General features: G+C 35.8%; 20 protein-coding genes, 2 pseudogenes and 1 riboswitch. Of the genes and pseudogenes, 14 read left to right on the plus strand and 8 right to left on the minus strand.

What is annotated here, in order from left to right:
• The first annotated feature begins 75 nt into the window (after positions 1-75).
• The 3 genes from ACP3VS_RS06700 to lepB all read left to right on the plus strand — a co-directional run bounded on the left by ACP3VS_RS06700 (position 76) and on the right by lepB (position 2194).
• Positions 76-1014, plus strand: a complete 939-nt coding sequence (locus tag ACP3VS_RS06700; RefSeq protein ID WP_197223572.1) for an LCP family protein — start codon at positions 76-78, stop codon at positions 1012-1014.
• A gap of 347 nt (positions 1015-1361) precedes the next feature.
• A complete protein-coding gene (locus ACP3VS_RS06705; protein ID WP_031417084.1) occupies positions 1362-1472 on the plus strand; it encodes a hypothetical protein in 111 nt (36 codons plus the stop codon).
• Between the two features lie 161 nt (positions 1473-1633).
• On the plus strand, positions 1634-2194 hold the full coding sequence (lepB, locus tag ACP3VS_RS06710; protein WP_031417085.1) for a signal peptidase I: 561 nt from the start codon (positions 1634-1636) through the stop codon (positions 2192-2194).
• Between the two features lie 317 nt (positions 2195-2511).
• On the opposite strand, the gene ACP3VS_RS06715 is transcribed toward lepB, so the two are convergent.
• Complete coding sequence (locus tag ACP3VS_RS06715; protein WP_036161975.1) at positions 2512-2733, minus strand: hypothetical protein; 222 nt, start codon at positions 2731-2733, stop codon at positions 2512-2514.
• 159 nt (positions 2734-2892) lie between these two features.
• Positions 2893-2992: riboswitch (purine riboswitch) on the plus strand.
• 213 nt (positions 2993-3205) lie between these two features.
• On the opposite strand from ACP3VS_RS06715, the gene ACP3VS_RS06720 reads away from it, so the two are divergent.
• The 3 genes from ACP3VS_RS06720 to ACP3VS_RS06730 all read left to right on the plus strand — a co-directional run bounded on the left by ACP3VS_RS06720 (position 3206) and on the right by ACP3VS_RS06730 (position 7627).
• Positions 3206-4396, plus strand: coding sequence for an MFS transporter (locus ACP3VS_RS06720; protein ID WP_031417087.1), 1191 nt, complete (start codon positions 3206-3208; stop codon positions 4394-4396).
• A 90-nt stretch (positions 4397-4486) separates the two neighbouring features.
• On the plus strand, positions 4487-4774 hold the full coding sequence (locus ACP3VS_RS06725; RefSeq protein WP_012294849.1) for a hypothetical protein: 288 nt from the start codon (positions 4487-4489) through the stop codon (positions 4772-4774).
• A 246-nt stretch (positions 4775-5020) separates the two neighbouring features.
• Positions 5021-7627, plus strand: a complete 2607-nt coding sequence (locus ACP3VS_RS06730) for a cation-translocating P-type ATPase (protein ID WP_200990442.1) — start codon at positions 5021-5023, stop codon at positions 7625-7627.
• 182 nt (positions 7628-7809) lie between these two features.
• Here ACP3VS_RS06730 and ACP3VS_RS06735 read toward each other — a convergent pair whose 3' ends face one another.
• Complete coding sequence (locus tag ACP3VS_RS06735; protein ID WP_012294847.1) at positions 7810-8286, minus strand: DUF3231 family protein; 477 nt, start codon at positions 8284-8286, stop codon at positions 7810-7812.
• Between the two features lie 107 nt (positions 8287-8393).
• Positions 8394-9092 carry a cupin domain-containing protein gene (locus ACP3VS_RS06740; RefSeq protein ID WP_012294846.1) on the minus strand — a complete coding sequence of 233 codons (699 nt, stop codon included), beginning with the start codon at positions 9090-9092 and terminating at the stop codon, positions 8394-8396.
• Between the two features lie 249 nt (positions 9093-9341).
• Between ACP3VS_RS06740 and ACP3VS_RS06745 the strand changes: the two genes are divergently transcribed.
• Positions 9342-9683 carry a YolD-like family protein gene (locus ACP3VS_RS06745; protein ID WP_031417090.1) on the plus strand — a complete coding sequence of 114 codons (342 nt, stop codon included), beginning with the start codon at positions 9342-9344 and terminating at the stop codon, positions 9681-9683.
• Positions 9684-9789: 106 nt separating this feature from the next.
• Here the strand turns inward: ACP3VS_RS06745 and ACP3VS_RS06750 are convergent, their stop codons facing one another.
• Positions 9790-10266, minus strand: coding sequence for a GNAT family N-acetyltransferase (locus tag ACP3VS_RS06750; RefSeq protein WP_012294844.1), 477 nt, complete (start codon positions 10264-10266; stop codon positions 9790-9792).
• Between the two features lie 681 nt (positions 10267-10947).
• Positions 10948-11085 (minus strand): YjcZ family sporulation protein, encoded by a 138-nt coding sequence (locus ACP3VS_RS06755; protein ID WP_080695212.1) that lies wholly within the window; start codon positions 11083-11085, stop codon positions 10948-10950.
• 321 nt (positions 11086-11406) lie between these two features.
• Between ACP3VS_RS06755 and ACP3VS_RS06760 the strand changes: the two genes are divergently transcribed.
• Complete coding sequence (locus ACP3VS_RS06760; protein ID WP_289448876.1) at positions 11407-11730, plus strand: transposase; 324 nt, start codon at positions 11407-11409, stop codon at positions 11728-11730.
• Between the two features lie 132 nt (positions 11731-11862).
• Here the strand turns inward: ACP3VS_RS06760 and ACP3VS_RS06765 are convergent, their stop codons facing one another.
• Both ACP3VS_RS06765 and ACP3VS_RS06770 read right to left on the minus strand, forming a co-directional pair.
• Complete coding sequence (locus ACP3VS_RS06765; RefSeq protein WP_099806257.1) at positions 11863-12075, minus strand: hypothetical protein; 213 nt, start codon at positions 12073-12075, stop codon at positions 11863-11865.
• 646 nt (positions 12076-12721) lie between these two features.
• Positions 12722-13674, minus strand: a pseudogene (locus tag ACP3VS_RS06770) (SDR family oxidoreductase).
• A gap of 136 nt (positions 13675-13810) precedes the next feature.
• On the opposite strand from ACP3VS_RS06770, the gene ACP3VS_RS06775 reads away from it, so the two are divergent.
• From ACP3VS_RS06775 to ACP3VS_RS06800, 6 genes and pseudogenes are all read left to right on the plus strand, one after another.
• Positions 13811-13972 carry a hypothetical protein gene (locus tag ACP3VS_RS06775; protein ID WP_012294839.1) on the plus strand — a complete coding sequence of 54 codons (162 nt, stop codon included), beginning with the start codon at positions 13811-13813 and terminating at the stop codon, positions 13970-13972.
• Between the two features lie 154 nt (positions 13973-14126).
• A complete protein-coding gene (locus ACP3VS_RS06780; protein ID WP_036163962.1) occupies positions 14127-14342 on the plus strand; it encodes a hypothetical protein in 216 nt (71 codons plus the stop codon).
• 78 nt (positions 14343-14420) lie between these two features.
• Positions 14421-14786, plus strand: a complete 366-nt coding sequence (locus ACP3VS_RS06785) for a hypothetical protein (protein ID WP_031416146.1) — start codon at positions 14421-14423, stop codon at positions 14784-14786.
• A gap of 251 nt (positions 14787-15037) precedes the next feature.
• A complete protein-coding gene (locus ACP3VS_RS06790) occupies positions 15038-15757 on the plus strand; it encodes a YetF domain-containing protein (RefSeq protein WP_031416145.1) in 720 nt (239 codons plus the stop codon).
• 961 nt (positions 15758-16718) lie between these two features.
• The gene (locus tag ACP3VS_RS06795) at positions 16719-17141 is read left to right on the plus strand and encodes a GNAT family N-acetyltransferase (protein ID WP_012294834.1); all 423 of its coding nucleotides are present in this window, start codon (positions 16719-16721) and stop codon (positions 17139-17141) included.
• 271 nt (positions 17142-17412) lie between these two features.
• Positions 17413-17709 (plus strand): annotated as a pseudogene (locus ACP3VS_RS06800) (hypothetical protein); the annotation flags it as partial.
• Between the two features lie 211 nt (positions 17710-17920).
• On the opposite strand, the gene speG reads toward ACP3VS_RS06800, so the two are convergent.
• The gene (gene speG, locus ACP3VS_RS06805; protein WP_036161962.1) at positions 17921-18445 is read right to left on the minus strand and encodes a spermidine N1-acetyltransferase; all 525 of its coding nucleotides are present in this window, start codon (positions 18443-18445) and stop codon (positions 17921-17923) included.
• Between the last annotated feature and the right edge of the window lie 619 nt (positions 18446-19064).

A 19064-nucleotide genomic window follows, 5' to 3' on the forward strand; every position in this document is an offset into this window, starting at 1 on the left:
AGACTAGATAAACTTTTTTCCAACTTAATACGTCAAAAAGAGGGGCAAAATTGTTAAGCAAGAGAGGACTAACGTATGGAAAAAAATTTGAAACGCTCTAAAGAGAAAAAGAGCAAGAAAAAATTATGGCTGTGGATTGTTGGTAGCCTACTAACTATTTTTTTAATTTTTATAGGAACTGCCTACTTTACCATCCAAAAAACTATGAACAAAATAAATACACCACTTTTACAAACAACAGATGCAGCACAGCTAGAAGAAAAAACAGTGATTAAAAAAGAACCTTTCTCGGTTCTGATGCTCGGTGTAGATGAACGAAAGGATGATAGTGGACGTTCAGATACGATGATTGTGATTACTGTGAATCCTGAAAAGCAAACCATGAAAATGCTTAGTATTCCCCGTGATACTCGTACAGAAATTGTCGGTCATGATACCGTTGATAAAATTAATCATGCCTATGCTTTTGGCGGTGTTCCCATGGCTGTAGATACGGTAGAAAATTTTCTAAATATACCGATTGATTATTATGTGTTTATTAATATGGAAGGTTTTTTACAAATTATAGATACGCTTGGTGGCGTAACCATTAATAATGATATGGATTTAACCTATGACGAATATCATTACCCAAAGGGAGAAATTACATTAGATGGTAATGAAGCACTTATTTTTTCACGTATTCGTTATGAAGATCCACGAGGAGATTTTGGACGTCAAATTCGACAACGTCAAATTATTGAAGCGGTTATGAAAAAGGCTTCAACTCCGTCTACCTTATTAAAGGCAACAGATATGCTGACGGTTTTAGGTGATAATGTTCGCATGAACTTCTCTGTAAAAGAGCTTATTCAGCTTCAAGGTATTTATAAGAAAATGGATAAGGATATTGAGCAATTATCGTTTGAAAAGGGTGATGGTGAAAGAATTAACCGCATTTGGTACTACATTCCGAACGAGGAAGAGCTACAAAAAATACAAGCCGATCTAAAAAAACATTTACAAAGCAAGTAAGCTTTTGCTTACAACAAGTGATAACATACATGTAAAATTTTTGGCCATGAAGGGAGGGAGATGAATGAATGGGAGGACCCAGGTCCTTAGGTATACAGCTCTTAATCATTGCATGCAAAGCTATGTACCTAAACGCAAAATGCGAAGAAATCCAGTCCGATCAACTATCAGAGGCCTACAAGTATTATGTTTAAAATTGTTTATGTAGTGCATTAAAAAATCATTCATGTAGGGTGCATGCCTAGTTGAATGATTTTTTTTGACATCAATCATTTATCTATATTTCTTGAAATATCTGAAAATTCGTTGTATACTGACATTAGAAGTGGTTAAAAGGAGTGATTGTGATGATTATAGGCACAATATTGTTAGCATTTGCATTACCAGTGGGTATCATATTAGCAGTAGATTTATTGAACGAGCAGCAACAGGTTGCTTCACAATCTAGCCATTCTTAATTGTCAAATGAACAGAATTAGATACAATTAGATATTAATAGACAAGGCTACTTAGTAGCCTTGTCTATTTTTTATGGCGAATGAAACAATTTCTGTGATTCATTCGTCAATGAAGTATAGAAAATGTTATACTATTAAAAAAACAGTATCGGGGAATGAACATGCAAGAGGAAAAAACAACAAACTTTAAAAAAGAAATACTATCCTACATCAAAATTATTGTTATTACAGCAATTGTCGTGTTAGGCTGTAAGCAATTTTTATTTGCGCCCATTAAAGTACAGGGGGCATCGATGTACCCAACCTACCATGATAAAGATATTATAATTGTCAGTAAAACAAGTAAAATCGAGCGTTTCGATCAAATTGTTTTCCAATCACCTGTAGAAGATGAGCTATATATTAAACGTGTCATCGGTTTACCAGGTGATAAGGTGGAAATGAAAGATGATGTATTGTATGTGAATGGCAAAGCCTACAATGAAGATTACGTCAATCGTGAAACAGATGATCCTAACCAATTACGCATTACGGAAAACTTTACATTAGAGCAATTAGTGAATGAAAAAGAGGTGCCAAAGGGCATGTATTTTGTGCTTGGAGACAATCGCCTAAAAAGTAGTGATAGTCGCCATTACGGTTTAATTTCAGAGGATGCTGTTTATGGTGAGTCAAAGCTAATCGTCTATCCATTTAAGCATTTTCACGTTGGCTCAAAATAAGAAATAAGTAAGTGGCCACTTCATAGTGGTCTCTCAGACTATAGACAAACGCTCAATGAATGTTGAGCTTGCCTATAGTCTTTTTCTTTTACCATGAATTAAAGTAATCCGTTGCTATACACTACAGGCGAAATCCATTAGTTCCTAAAAATCATTGAGTGACAACTACTTGGACATGGCAAGTAGATGAAGAGAGAAGCTATGCTCAAAGAGTATGTTGAATTCAGCCGTAATTTTTTCAATAATGGAAATGAAGGAAAAAACAGAAGCCATTGAGAGTAACGTCTCGATGGCTAGTCTACAGTCTAAGGGGTTACTTAATAGTGGCCTCTTTCTTTATTTGATAGTACATCTTTACATATTTTGTCAGAAGGATAATAGACACATATCATTGAATTTTCAACGGTTTCTTTAATAGGGGGTTGATTATTTTTTATAGGAGAACTGAGAGCAGGTTCTTCGATTGTGAGCTCTTCTGCTACTAATTCAACACCATAAAATAGTAATAAAAAATAGCATAAAAATCCTACTATTCGCAAACAATCACCTCGTAAAATAGATATTGTATGTTATTATGTATGGTCAAATTCATCAAAATATAAGCAAAAAATCAAAATTTTCTCTCTAGCAATCGAAATTTTTATGAGACTGATTCTATGAAAAAAAGTATTGTCAATGAAATTTTGGTGTGCTACTATAGCTAAAGTAAATATTTGAACTGTATAACCTCAATAATATGGATTGAGGGTCTCTACCAGGAACCATAAAATCCTGACTACAAAACTTTGTTTCATTTTTGTAGTCAGGATTTTTTTATTTGATTGAGCCTATGATGTTGATAAAGAAACGTCTTCGGTATCAGGCTTATGCAGCCTCGGACATAGGAAATAGATTTTACAAAGGAGCTTATTGTGGCAAGTCCCTATGCAAAATTTGGATTTGATGTAGAGGTATCAAGGCTATTAAAAAAATCTCCTATAAAAATGAAAATGTAACGAAAGGGAGATTACAATGAATTGGAGAGTTTATATTCTTGCAGTGACTACCTTTGCGGTAGGTTTAGTTGAATTAATCGTAGGTGGAATCCTACCCAATATTGCAGAGGATTTGCACGTTTCGTTAGCAACTGCAGGGCAATTAATCACTATTTTTGCACTTGTTTATGCGATTTCTGCGCCTGTCCTACTATCTTTGACAGCCAAGATAGAACGGAAACGCTTATTTCTTATATCTTTATTTATTTTCACATTAGGTAATTTAATGACCTTCTTTAGCACAACGTTCACCGTTGTCTTAATTGCACGAATTTTTACAGCGATGAGTACAGCCTTGGTCATCGTGCTATCATTAACCATTACAACGAGAATTGTAGAGCCAAGACATCGTGCAAAAGCACTGGGGCTTGTTTTTATGGGCGTAAGCTCTGCACTTGTTATCGGTGTGCCAATGGGGATATTTATTACGGAAGCTTTCGGTTGGAGAGCCGTATTTTTAGGCATTAGCATTCTTTCGACAATCTCAATGGTTTTAATAGCTTTGTTATTAGACAAAATGCCAATCGGAGAAGTCGTACCACTGAAGAAGCAAATGAAATCATTGGCGAATTTAAAAATTCTTACAGCACAATTAACGACTTTGTTTATGCTAGCAGGTCATTATATGCTCTACGCATATTTAACACCATTTTTAGTCGAAGCCTTTGATATGAATGCTTCATGGATTAGTATTTGTTACTTAATCTTTGGTATTGCCTCTGTCAGTGGTAATGCTGTAGGTGGCTGGGTGAGCGATAAAATCGGGACAAGTAAAGCCCTTATTTTAATCGTCTCTACATTTGCGGTTGTCCTGTTCAGTATTCCTTACACAGTCATTGCCTTACCGGTCTTTTTACTGTTTACCGTTTTATGGGGGGCATTAAGTTGGGCTTTAACACCACCATTACAAAATTATTTAATTCAAGCAGATCCTCAATCATCCGATATACAGCAAAGCTTAAATACAGCAGCGCTCCAAATTGGGATTTCCATTGGCTCAGCGCTAGGTGGTGCCGTATTTGCCTTTACTGGATCTGTCATGCATTTAGCAAGTTTCGGAACTCTATTAGTTCTCTGTGCTTTAGGATGTGCTATCTTCTCCATTAAAAGAGCGCCAGTCTCACAAGAGCATTCTGCGGAATATCCGTCAGCGCAGCACCCTTCATAATAAATGGTGGAATTATCCAAAAATGATTCTGCTATAGCAGGACAATAGCGGTTTGATAGCGAATGTAAGGATAGAGGAGGTTGGTAATAGATGCAAGTAGATTTAACCGATTTTCAACATGTCAAAGTCATAGCAACGATTGATCAAACTTTTTATAGAAATGTTGGTGCTATCATACTATATGAGGAGGATTCACACACATTATCTGTACGAAAATTGACACGAAAAACAGTCGATCAATATATACCAACAGACGAACTCGAACACTTTACGTTTGCCTCTCATGCTGATGCCATTAAGTTCACGCACAAACTTACACGCATGAGTGCCTTGGATTACTTATTAGTGGCCCATAAAGAGAGACCCATACAATCATAACTGCTTTTATAAAAGCATTGGGAAAGCCATTCCCGGTGCTTTTTTTGTTTAAATGAATCTATTTGAGTGTTCTCTTTAAAAATTAATTTCTCACTAGTTTATTATCATACTCTAGTTATCTATGGAATAGATTGTTGTAGTTAATGAATTTCACACAGACTTAAGAAGTTTGAGATTATAAGGTGCCTATTATTTTCCAGAAAATAGTATACCACCTTTAAATCTTGTGAATGGAAGGAGAACCCTATGACTGAATATCATCAACAATCGTCTACTGAAGTCATGAAGATATTGAATGTCACCACAGAAGGCTTGTCCGATGGGGACGTTCAAAAAAGACAACAAGTCTATGGCTATAATGTATTAGAGGAAGGTAAAAAGATTAGTACATGGGCAGTTTTTATGGGCCAATTTAAAGATTTATTAGTCATTATTTTACTAGTTGCTGCCTTCGTTTCCTTTCTACTAGGAGAGGTAGAAAGTACAATTGTCATTATGATTGTTGTCTTTCTAAATGCTATTTTAGGCACGGTACAGCATGTTAAAGCAGAGCAATCTTTAGACAATCTGAAGGCACTAACCTCACCTATTGCCAAAGTAATGAGGAATAATCAGCTTATGGAAATTCCTTCTGAGGAGATTGTGGTGGGGGATCTTCTTATTTTGGAGGCTGGCGATTACATCAATGCGGATGGCAGACTATTGGAAAGTCATAATTTGCACATCAATGAAAGCTCTCTAACCGGAGAATCAATTGCCGTTGCCAAAAGTACTGAGCCTATTCGAAAAAACAATGTTACGATTGCAGATAAGAAAAATATGGTGTATTCAGGTAGCTTCGTCACCAATGGACGAGGGATTGTAATGGTTACAGCTATCGGGATGCAGACTGAAATAGGGAAAATCGCAAATTTACTCGATACAGCAAAGGAAAAGAAAACACCCTTACAAATTAGCTTGGACCAATTTGGTGAAAAATTAGCATTAGGTATTACAATCATTTGCTTAGCCATTTTTACAATTGACCTTATTCGCGGACGAGCTTTAGTAGAATCCTTTATGTTTGCAGTATCTCTAGCTGTCGCAGCTATTCCTGAGGCTTTGAGTTCCATCGTTACAATCGTTTTAGCATTCGGCACACAGAAGATGGCCAAGGAAAATGCGATTATTCGTAAGCTCTATGCGGTTGAAAGCTTAGGAAGTGTATCTGTTATTTGTTCTGATAAAACGGGTACTTTAACAGAAAATAAAATGGTTGTACAGGAAGTCTTTGTCGATCAGAAAAAAATTCCTCATGATTGGCTAAACCCAACAAATCCAGTGGAAAAAGAGCTGATGGTTAAGGCACTTTTATGTAGTGATGCTGTTGAGCGTGATCAGAAGGAAATTGGTGATCCGACAGAAATAGCGCTTGTAAAATTAGGGAAGCAGTACGGCTTAGATGAATTGATGATTCGCGAGCAATATCCAAGACTGGCTGAAATTCCATTTGATTCGGCGCGAAAGCTTATGAGTACTGTAAATCAAATAGATAAACGGCCTGTTCTGATTACCAAAGGGGCATTAGATGTTCTCTTACCTAAAGTGACTAGAATAAAAACGGCAGCAGGCATTTTTGAGATGACAGCTCAGCATCGTCAAAAAATCGAAGCGGTCAATCATGATTTTTCGAGGAATGGTTTACGGGTGATAGCCATTGCCTATAAAGATGTTTTACCACAGCAAACAATTGATACAAGAGTGGAAAAGGATTTAATATTTGTCGGCCTAGTGGCTATGATGGACCCTCCAAGAAAAGAGTCCAAAGAGGCAGTGGAAAATTGTATTAAGGCAGGCATTAAGCCAGTTATGATTACGGGTGACCATAAAATTACGGCCACAGCGATTGCCCAACAAATTGGGATATTAAAAAATTCAGATGAAGCCATTGAAGGACATGCTCTCGAAAGATTCACAGATCAAGAGCTACAGGAAAAAGTAGATGATTACTCTGTATATGCCCGTGTGACACCTGCTCAAAAGATCCGTATCGTCAAGGCGTGGCAGGATAAGGGACATGTTGTCGCAATGACGGGGGATGGCGTCAATGATGGACCTGCATTAAAACAAGCAGATATCGGGGTGGCAATGGGAGTGACTGGTACAGAGGTAGCAAAAGATGCCTCGTCTATGATTTTAACTGATGATAATTTTTCAACGATTGTCAAGGCCATTGCCAATGGTCGTAGCATTTATACAAATATTAAAAATGCCATTTTGTTCTTATTATCAGGAAATGCGGGAGCTATTTTTGTAGTGTTGTATGCCACAGTCCTTGGCTTACCAGTTCCTTTTGCGCCCGTCCATCTATTATTCATTAACCTATTAACAGATAGCCTTCCAGCAATCGCAATCGGATTAGAGCCGAATAATAAGAAAACGATGAAGGACAAGCCTAGAAATGTTCATACCCCTCTATTAAATAAATCATTTACGACACAGGTGGTGCTTGAAGGAATTTTAATTGCCATCTCCACCATCATTGCTTTTCAAATTGGATTATCAACTGGCGATACATTAACGGCAAGTACAATGGCGTTTACAACACTTTGTTTATCAAGATTAGTGCATGGCTTTAACTCCAGAGCCAAACAATCGATCTTTACGATTGGTGTATTTTCGAATAAATATGCATGGATTGCATTTTTAATCGGTGTCCTAAGCTTGCATATTGTATTGTTTATGCCAATGCTAACAACGGTCTTTGAAGTGGCTCCATTAACAATGGCCCAATTAGGCTTTATTTATAGTCTATCCGTGTTACCGTTCCTCGTAAATCAATGGTATAAGCTCCTGTTTGTAAGAAGTCGATAGAAGAAGATTGGATGTTAAAACCACCTACATATAACGAGTAGGTGGTTTTGCTATTGTTTAATGAGATCGGAGATGTTAAGTGAGATGCACAAGCTTAAAATGTACAAAAAAAACACACTATTAAAAATTGATTTAATAATGTGCAACGTAATGGATGGTTAGCATCATCCATCATGCCATTTTTATTGGGCTGGCGCTAGTAGCCAGCCTTTATTCTTACTGAGTTCAATCAATTTAGACCCAAGTATAGCATAGCGCATATGGAGTTCACCATATTTGGCAAGGTGCTTTTGCTTCACTGACAATTCCAATGCTTGGCTTACAGCAACTAAAGAGGAAGCAATATTCATAGATATAATGGCACTAATTTCGCTATCATGAATGATGGATTTTCCACGGATATCCGTTATTTTCATTTTACTGAATGCCAAAGTTGGAGTGGGGGCAAGCACGCCATTTTCCTTTAATAACAATGTCAGCTGTTTATTTTCCTCTTTTAAACATTGAATAAATTCCAAAATCATAATCTTTAATTTTTTATCCCGGGTATGATTAAAAAATCCATGGCTTGAGGCAATATAGCTTTGATTGACACCGAGCTGCGACCAAAGTCTAAACATTTCCTTAAACTGTAATGATGCTAGATTGTCATTTATCATCGTTATTGTGACACTTCCTAACTCCTAGTATTTATCTAAGATTAGGATGGAACAGTTTATGACATTCTATTCATCTTTTACAATAAAAGTTTAATACAAGGGGCATTTTAATAATACGTGCCATACGGATACATATGTGGGGAAGGGTAATGGTATGGATATGGATAAGGGTATTGGCATGGTTTCGGCTTCTTTTGCTTGCACGAAGAATTATCAGTTGCTGATTCTACACGATTACAGCTTTTTGGTGGTCCAATGTAAGTAGATGGAACAATCGGTGCAATAGTTTTCTTCCATTGTTCCTCATCTAAACAATAGGTGTGCGCCATTATATTCGCTGGTGTAAATTTCAATATATCGGAGCCTAAAATAACCTCTGGTGTTGGAGCATCAAAAATAGCTAGTAAATGGGTGTTATCTTCTGTGGCAATCTCATAATGCCACCAGCCCTGTGGGATATTGGCTACTTGCCCAGGCTTAATCGGGTAGTTTTGAAGTTTTTTTGTAAAGGGATTTAATAGGGAAACCGTTGCTGCACCAGAAATACAATAGACAAGCTCAGCTGCATTTTGGTGATAGTGTGGCTCAATAACATTATCTTTGCTTAAAAAAATATCCAGTAAAGAGGTATTTTCTAACGTATTTAATTGCTCAACACCAAGAATATTAATGTAATTTCGTGCATCTTTTTTAAAAAGCGTACTTTTGTTGACATCAAAGGTGAACTCTGCAGAAGGCGATGTATAATCGACATTTGTGTTAATACTTACATCCTTTCTCACTAAAATTGTGATATTCATCATCATCACAGATTATGATTGAAATGTTTATAGACTTATACAAATGCCTAGCGTTTGTCTAGAACTCCTCGCAAGCACATGCTAGAGAAATTGTATGAAATTACCACTGCTATTAAAGAACGTATGTGCGTATACTAAAAGGAACGTATGTTTTGTTTTGTGGGGAATGGAAATTTTAGCATAGTAGCCATGACTTTCAATGTTGAAGTTTTCTCGCAAACGTCCCCCGAAACATAGTAGAAAGGATGAGACAATTTGATCAAAGATCGAGGAGCCATGAAATGGACATCGATGATGCTTCCAGAGCATTTAATGCTTTTGAAAAAGTGGAAACAAGAGGTACTGACAGAACCGCCAAGGGAACGTGCAGAATGGGAACTGGAGGAATTACAGCAAACCATCACGCATGCATTATCGCAACGTAACTATATTATGTTAACTATTTGGGAAGAGGCTAATTTTGTACAATATGGTGGCATAATTAAAGGGATGAACGAGTTGGAGCTTCTGCTAGAAACAATTACAACAACGAAGCATATCGCATTGAAACATATTTATGCTGCATATATAGAAGTGGATGGCAATAACGGTATTTAAAGCAAAATCAAGTAAATGATATTCGTGCAGATCATCGTATGAATGGTACGATTCCAGCGGATGACAAAGTCACTCATTTGAACATCGCAAATGAGTGACTGTCTCCTTATAGGTGCAATTGCATCACTATTTGCTCACCAATTGGTCCCATTCGTCTTTCACCATTATCTTCAAAACCTACGTTGGTATACAAATTCTGCGCAGCGATGTTCTTGTGATTTACCACTAACACTACTTCGTTAAATTCTTTAAATTCATGTTTGACAAAGTCAGCCAGTAACAGCATTGCTTTTTTTGCATAACCCTTTCCTTGCTGTTTATGGTCCATAGATAAAGCAGTAAGTAACATCGCCTGAGGATTACTAGAATATTCCTGTACTCTTTCAGTGGCATGAAGTACGAAAAAACCAACAGGTATTGTATTACTTAAAATCACAATAGGGTACTGTCCAACTTTTTCGATTGTAATCTCTTTTGGTAAGGCAGTAAATCGGTGCTGTTCTGCAGGCAATTCAAACTCATTTAACTGCTCTACATAGTCTTCTGAAAAATGTACTAATTCAATGTTAATTGTGTCTTGCATAAACAAGCCTCCTTTTTTATTATTGTATATATAGAACAAACGTTCGTCAAGGGAGCTTGTTTAATCATCATGCGAGCCAGAGTTCTTTTACACTATAAATTACCAAAAAATAAAATAAAAGAAACACTCACAATTAGAATCAGTGTTAAAGCCATTGTCACTATACCTCTCAGCAAGGTCGCTAAATTTCTGACATCTTTCATTCCTACAACACTTAGGTAGAAACATACGATTGACAATAACAATGTCAGTGTCAATGGGTGAAGATGGACATAGGTAACAAAAAAGTCTTTTAAGGAACCGGACAGAAAAAATAATAAGATGCAACCTAAAGATAAAATAAAGGACCAGAAATTTAAATTAATTCCCATTTGTTTCCTCCTCTCTACTAAAACGATATTTCTATAAAATCTATAATAGAGTAAAGGATGCAAAAAGAGGCCACTTGGATGTAAGTGACCCCTAGAACCAATAAAGGAGTGTCATGTAAAGTAGAAAGAACTTTACAATACTATTATTATGTTAAGTTATCAATTGGATATAGTTATCTATCTTCAATGGCATAAGAAATATAATTTGCTTATCTCATGATAGGTATATCATGAGAGGGAGGGAAATAAAAAAGGCTTTGAGCTTCTTCATCATTAGAAATGACCAGAAGCTAAAGCCTTAAGATGACCATTAGCAAATGAAACTTGCGCCAACAATAATAAGTAGAATAAATAGTACAACGATTAGCACGAAAGTTGAACTGTTACCATTGCCGTCATTTCCGCCACAATAGTTATTAAAATTACCTATATTTCCACAGTATCCCACAAAGGACACCCCCTCTCTCCCTATCTATTGTATGTATAAGATTCAAATGGAGGAGCGATCATCATCCAAGTAACTAGTATTAAAATGGTGCCATCAAACAAACATCCTACACGAATGTTTCAGACTGTAGACAAACTCAATGAAATAAAGTAAAGCCGTTGATTTCCACTACGGGCGGGGTCGAGCTGCTTCCCTCGCTTCGCTCAGTCCAAGATTTCGTCTTTCCCGCTTTCCCGCTGGAGTCACCGCCCTTCGTTCCCATCAACTTCTACATAAAGTACCCCATCTACATAGGTAAATTTTTGAGAAACATCGAAACCTTTGAATGGTGCGAAGTGTCCAAGCCTTTCCCAATGTACAGAAAGTAAGAATCACAAAAAGCTTATTCAACGCCATATTGGGGAACTGTATGTGGAGGAAGCTGAACATTTATGCCATTCCTATGACATCAAACAAATTTATGCAAGCGTAAAGAAACGATTGAGCATGTCTTTGCCGATGCAAAGGAAAAGCATGGAATGTGATGGACAACCTAGAGGTCTGAAAAAATTATCCATGCAGGCGATACTTACTTTTGCTGCCATAAATTTAAAGAAACTAGCTACTTGGACGTGGCAGGCGGCTTCAAAGAGTTCTTATACTTGAAGAGTCTGTTTTATTGGATATCAAATTACCATTTTTAAACATAATGAAAGAGAAAAAAATGACAAAAGGAATCGAGTGTGAACTTCTCAATTCCTTTTGTCGACAGTCTGAAACATACTTTTAATATAACGGCTACCGCATTTGACAAGGCGGAAAACCATTAACATCTTGAATCATATGAAAATCATATTGCTTTAAAGCAAATTGGCTTTGATACAAATATTCGAGAACAAGAAGCTTCCCACCTGAAACGCCACAAAGAACACCAGATGTCCCTTGCCCATTCGTCAACGAAACACCGACCGGTTGCCCAATTAAATAGTAAATTTTATGTTGCCAAGGCACTATTGCCACTCCCTTCAGTACAATTATATGAATGTAATGGTCGATGGTGCATAGGGTAATGCCTAGGTAGGGATGACTTTAAGAGCGGACTATCAATTACGCCTGTATCAATTAGTGTATATGATATGGGAATAATTGATTTATTGGTTAACGGAGAGGTGATAGTAGTGAGGGAATATATGATGTTTGCATAGCAATGGCTATCGTTAGGGGTGGTGAGGATACAAGCCATTGTTGCTGAAGAAAACATAGCAGTTACTAACCAAATTCAATTTTAAAGAAGAGAGCTATTTAAGACAATATGTATGTCCAAGTGTGACTGGCGAATGTAGAGATATGTTGAGATATTCTTTACTACGGAAGGGATAACAACGTAGAGAAAGCTGATAGAAGAGTAGTATGATCGCCAAAAACTACGCTGTAAAGCTGGGATAGCGTTGTACAAAAACATCTTGGGGGCGATGTTAAAGTTGCTATCCCGCAATTAATGTATGTTGTCGTAGTTATGAACATAACCACTGTAAATAAATTGAAAAGTAAATGAAATAAAGAGGAAAAGTTGTTAAAATATTTTTTTAAACCTTTGAAGAGAGAAATTAAAAAAACTCAGCATACGATTAATTGTTGCCTGAGTTTTCTTTCCGAGCTACGAATGGGTGGATTCTCCACCATCCACATGTAAAACTTGCCCCGTTACATGTCTTGAATCATCCGATGCTAAATAAACGAATGTAGGGGCCACCTCAAAGGGCTGTGCCATTCGGTTAAAAAGATTTCCTCCATGTAATGCGTTTTCGTCAGAGGAAAAACTGGAGGGGATCAGTGGTGTCCAAATACGACCAGGGGCAATAGCATTGACGCGAATCTGCTTTTTAGCAATGCTTTTTGCTAAAGAACGAGTCCAGCCGACGATAGCTGCTTTTGTTGCAGAGTAATCGATTAATAAAGGCTCCCCAGCATAAGCTACAACTGAAGCGGTACCAATGATGGAGCTACCAGCTTGTAAATAAGGGAGGGCTGCTCTTGTCGTATAAAAATGTGAATAAATATTAAGTTTAAACGTTTCATCGAATTGTTCATCTGTAATGTCAGTCAGGTCATTTTGTTGAAACTGAATGCCAACATGGTTACATAATATATCTAAGCGTCCAAGCGTATGAATGGTTTCAAAAACAATATCTTTGCATTGTTTTTTTTTTCACGGAGATCCCCTGGAAGGAGTAAACATTTTTTTCCTAGTTCCTCAATTCTATTTTTAGTTCGAGTAGCGTCCTCATGCTCATCTAAATAAGCAATTGCTACATCAGCCCCCTCTTTCGCAAAGGCAATCGCAGCAGCTGCACCCATACCACTATCACCTCCGGTAATAAGGGCAACTTTCCCTTTTAATTTTCCACTACCTTTATAATGAGGGTTTTCAATGATAGGCTTCGGCACCATTAAGCTTTCGAGACCAGGTTGACGAAGCTGCCTTTGTTCGGGTTGGGTAAGGGGTACTTCTTTATATTGCGTTATTTTTCCATAGACAGGATATTGAGGGTATGGATTTTCTTTTTTATTGTCCTCAAACCATTTTTGATAAAAACGAATTTGTTCCATTAAATCTTGGTTATCTTTAGCTTGCCCGTCACTTGGATTGTTAATAACCAATCCCTCCTTTTCAACATATACTATGATTGATTATCTTCGTATGTTAAAGCAAGGAAACGACTATAATCGCAGGGGGATTGTTAGCATGGAGATTGAATTTTTCCCAGAAGTGACACGGTTACTAGAAAATAACGTAAATCCATTAAACATTCATTATGTAAATGACAGCTGGTTTACACCGAGTATTGGTGTTAGACCCCCATATTATTGGCATCCAATTTATGAACCTTATTATCCATTAGGATAAAAGAATCTATGAGCTCAAGTTTTGATCGAGCTTATTTTATTTTGTTTTAAATGAGGATGCAGCCATTACAGCAACGATGGCACAAGAGAGAAGGGGGATAAATATAATAAGTATGCGATAGTTGAATCTTGATGTTTAGGAGTGAAACTTGGACATGTTCATGACCGCTATATGGGTAACGTTCATTTTTGGCAGTTTTTCATATATATTGTTGAAGTATCCTCATGATGTTTTAAAGGTGAGCCCCTTTTCAAGAGGATTTGCAGATAGCCCAGTATTAAAAGTCTACATTCAGTTTGTAGGCTGGGTATTTGTATTACTGATCATTGGTGTTTGGACCGATGCCATCATCGAATGGCAGATCTTGTAATTTAAAAGATGAAAAATGCAGAATATTATTCCAATTTGGTGATTTTTTGCTTATTATTAAATTGGAGGTGTTTATTAGATGTATAGTAATACTGCTAATATGCTAAAACAAACTACAAATCTTATAAATTCATTGAAAAAATTAAAACAAAATCTGACCTTTGTAAAATCATATGTCACGAGCGATAAAATATTGGCTATCTATTTTTTAAGTAATGCATATAGTGACTTTAATTTATTCAAAACTATTTATTTATCAGTCACACCTGGCGATCAAAAAATTGATGAGTTCTTACAAGAGTTTGAAAAATTCTTTTTGGAAGTAAATAAATACTTACAGTTTATTTCTGAGGAAAATATGGAGGACCAACTGCATAAAGAAATAATGCTTTCGATCAATGAAACTGAAATGTACCTATTAAATTTATTAGACATCTATAGATAAATGCTTAGACATTCCTTGAAGGAATGTCTTTTTATGTACATTAAGGTGTAACTTTTTGTAAATTGAGGCCAGCTGAGGATTGTTATTACTTTATATTAATCTGTACACATTAAAGTTACCTATACATTTAAAAGCCGCAGCATCTCACACACGCTACAGTTCGAATTAAACAAATTGTCGGAAATTTAGCATTAGAAGGAGTTTCTTGTACATGCTATTATTCAACAACGTTTTAAGGAGCTAAGTATTGTATGGACCACTTTTTTGTACTTAATTTTTGGGAAATGACTGTTAGAACATTGTTTTCTTTTTTTACACTACTTATTTTGGCACGAATCCTTGGTAAAAAACAACTTGGGCAACTTACTTTTTTCCACTATATAACCGGTATTTCGATTGGTTCAATAGCATCTCAGGTTGCTGCAGTAGCTGAAACACCTTTGTTGGATGGATTAATATCGTTAATTTGGTGGGTTTTTTTAACATTTTTAGTAACCATCATTTCTTTGAAATCTAAAAAAGCACGTGTTCTATTTGATGACAAACCAACGATTGTCATTCAAAATGGCCGAATTCTAGAATTCGCTTTAAAGAAAAATCGGTTGCATATGGACGAACTTACAATGATGTTAAGGGAGAAAGCAATTTTTTCTGTACAGGATATACAATTTGCAATACTGGAGACTGATGGTAAGTTGAGCGTTTTACAAAAGACTTCAGCGCAAGCAGCTACTAAGCAAGATGTGCATGCAAACATTGCACCTCCAACATACTTGCCAACAGAGGTTATTTCAGATGGCCAGCTTATTTATGAGAATATAGTTGAACTTGAATTAACAGAAGAGTGGCTTATGAAGAAGCTGAAAAAACAAAAAGTTCAGAATGTTAAGGATGTGTATTTTGCCCAAATTCAAACAAATGGCTCATTGTATATTAGCCTGAAAGATAACAAGAGACAAGCAGACCTTTAATACATTTTTCCTAGCTGTTCATTTAGTTAGAGCATAAAGTTTCGAAACATGAGAAATGACCTCATTATTAGTCGCTGGAGGATGAAGAAAAATAACTCGCTATAATCCATATCATTTTAGGTAGATGATTCTGGTGAATAGCATGAAGATACGGTCTGATGTAAAGGTGGAACGTTTAAAAAATGAGCCATTTCCATAGAAGGAAATGGCTTAAGGGGAATTTGAATAAATTAAAAATTTACAGGACCACTTTCTGTTTAGAAAATGATCAAGCTGAAAAAAGGAACCACCAATACGTAAAGTGTTCCTATTATTTGTGTCTCAAACGAGCACTGCGTTGAGCGATTAACATTATAAAACAAAAAAACCACAGAGGATGAATATCTCTGTAGCTCCTTTAAGTAGTGGCGCACTACGCAACTTTATAGTGGCTTTTTATTTAATATTTATACGGGAAATTATTTTTATTGGCTATCTAAAGTAAAGGGGTGTGGTACTTAGAAAAAAGATAAAGGGCCATACAGCAGATATTCCTTTATAATTCATTTTGGAAAGTCTTATTAATTATAGCCGCCGTTGTACAAATGCTACTGCTCGAAATGGGTTTTGCCCTTTGGATAATGACTTTGTCATTAGCATTTCCTAATTTAGGATGTTAAACCTATCGTAAAAGAAAGCATACTAATGAATACAGCAGATGCTTTAGGATTCAGAAAGGGTTGCTGGTGATAGAGAGGTTCAAATTCTAAACTGGGTGATTAGATGGAAAAAACAGCATTGGATAGCCTCACACATCGCTTTATCAGCATCAACTATTAAGCGCGGTAAGGAAAATATCGTAAAAAGGACGTGGCATGAAAAAGTTGCTGAATGCAACCATTAAAAAATATCATTCTATATTATGGTATTATATGTTAAATGGTATGAAAATAATAGATACAAAGAGGATGTGGGAATCAAAATGGTTTTGCTTAAACTTAAATATGAATTAGAAGAAAGTGATCTACCAATGTTAAAAGATATTTATCAATCGGTTGGGTGGATGAAGCATGACGAAGGTATAATAAAAAAAGTTTTCAACGCCAGTACTCATATGGTAATTGGATTAAAAGACAACAAAATTGTTGGTGTTTGTAGAGCCCTTTCTGACGGTGTATTTAATGCTGCTATTTACGATGTTGTTGTTCATAAAGATTACCAAGGAAGAGGCATTGCGCGAATTCTATTAAATGACATCATTAAACAGTTAGAAGATGTTTCTTGCATTCAATTAATTGCAACAACAGGAAATGATTCTTTTTATGAAAAATTGGGTTTTAAAAAATTAAAAACAGGTATGGCAATCTATAAAAACCAGAAACTAGCTCAAGAGTATTTAGAATGATGGATAAAAGGTGGGCATAGATCGTATGGGCTAATATCTTCTATAAACATTTGTATCAGTGCAATAGATAGGGGGGAAATAAAAATTATTCTGAAGGAATAAAAATTATTTTCAAAAGAAGAACCTAAACAATATTAAGTGAAAAATGAAAGTCACTCAAAATAATGAGTGATTTTTCCTGTGTCTAAAATAGAAAGATGATATGAAATCAGGGTGCTAATCAAGCAGAGCAGAAACATACTCCTTTGACATAGAAAAATGAAGTGGTAGGTGCTATAAAGAAGAAGCCAAAAGTAAAACATACTCTATCAGAATTAAATTTATGGAACATAAAGACCAATTATTTTTTAAGAAATGGATGAATTTAAAATACTTGCGAAAGAACGATATAATTGAAGCGAAAAATAGTGAATTTAAAAATTTACAGGGCTATAATACGGCTAAAACAGCGGGCTTATTTGGCATAGAAATACAAGGAGCAACAATATTCGCCGTCAATCTGAAACGAATATTGAAACTTCTATGTGAAAAAGAAGGAATAGACAAAAAACAAGGTACATCTATTTGATTGAACCAAAATGTACCTTACTTTTATCTAAAAAGTTAAGCCTTAATAAAAATGTAAGTTTTTCAGTGCCCCCGCAGCAACCGTAGTCATTTAATCGCTGTTTAATGAAGAGAATGGTCTCTTATTCAACTGTCTACTTTATCGTGTTCAGTTCAGAATAGCTTGGGCTTTTTTAAAATTTAAAATAATAAAAGTATCTTACATGTATAAGTTAAGCATACGATTTTTTATTATGAAACTCGTTTTGAAAAATGCACATACGAAGAGCATCTCTATAAGAACCACCAGTAAAAAACTCCTCCCTAAGTTCTCCCTCTATACTAAATCCAGCTTTTTTATAAATATGAATAGCTTTTTCGTTTTGTTTATCGACTAATAAATAAACTTTGTGTAGATTTAAATTATTAAACGCATATTTCATAGCGAGTGTAGTTACAGTGAAAGCATACCCTTTTCCTTGAAAGTTAGGATCAATAATAATCTGGAATTCCGCGTTACGATGGATTAGGTCAATCTCTACTAGCTCAACTAGCCCGATAATTTTCTTTTCATCTTCCACAATAAAGCGTCTTTCACTTTGTTTATGAATATGTTTATCAAATAAATCTTGCAGCTCTACAAAAGATTCATAGGGCTCTTCAAACCAATAAGACATTATCTTAGAATCATTGTTTAATTTATGAACATATTTTAAATCTTCTCGTTCTAAAGGTCTTAATTTTATACTATCTAGCATTCTTTTTCTCTCCTAAAAATAGATTTCTCAAGAATTTTAGACTGTATAGTAACTATATAGTCAAGTAATTATATAGTTGTTTCTATTAAAAAGGCCACTCGTTTAGTGGCTAATCATATATTTCTTTAAAAGAGCTTTATTCATTTGTTCTTCAACTTATTTTACAATTTTACTGTATCGACACCACGTTATGTATATTTCATGTTTTGGAAGTAGTCAAATACAAAGTCATTTAGCTTACCTTCGCTATTTTTCTCCATAAAGTCATTTTAAAATGTTCAATAACATGCGTTTCGCGATAATCGAGGAATGGGAATGGATGAAGATGATTCAAGATGGCTACTATCATTACGGAACTTGGAAATCAAAAGCACCGAGGCTTTAGGGCATTGCATCAATGGATATTCAGGGTCGTTGCCATACGATTTATAGGGTGAATGGCAAGCTACCAGAGTATAGGCGAGGCAAAGCAGATTGAAAGCATGTAGATTGGTTAGGTTTAACAGCCAACGAATCTAAGGTTCAATACCACGGATTTTCTACAGTCAATGTAGAGATAAGTTTTTGTGCTAAAAGCCCACAACAAACAGACCTAGCGTTGTGTGAGATTACTGAGGCA

This window comes from Lysinibacillus sp. VIII_CA, from assembly GCF_049943995.1.
Lineage (GTDB): Bacteria > Bacillota > Bacilli > Bacillales_A > Planococcaceae > Lysinibacillus > Lysinibacillus pinottii.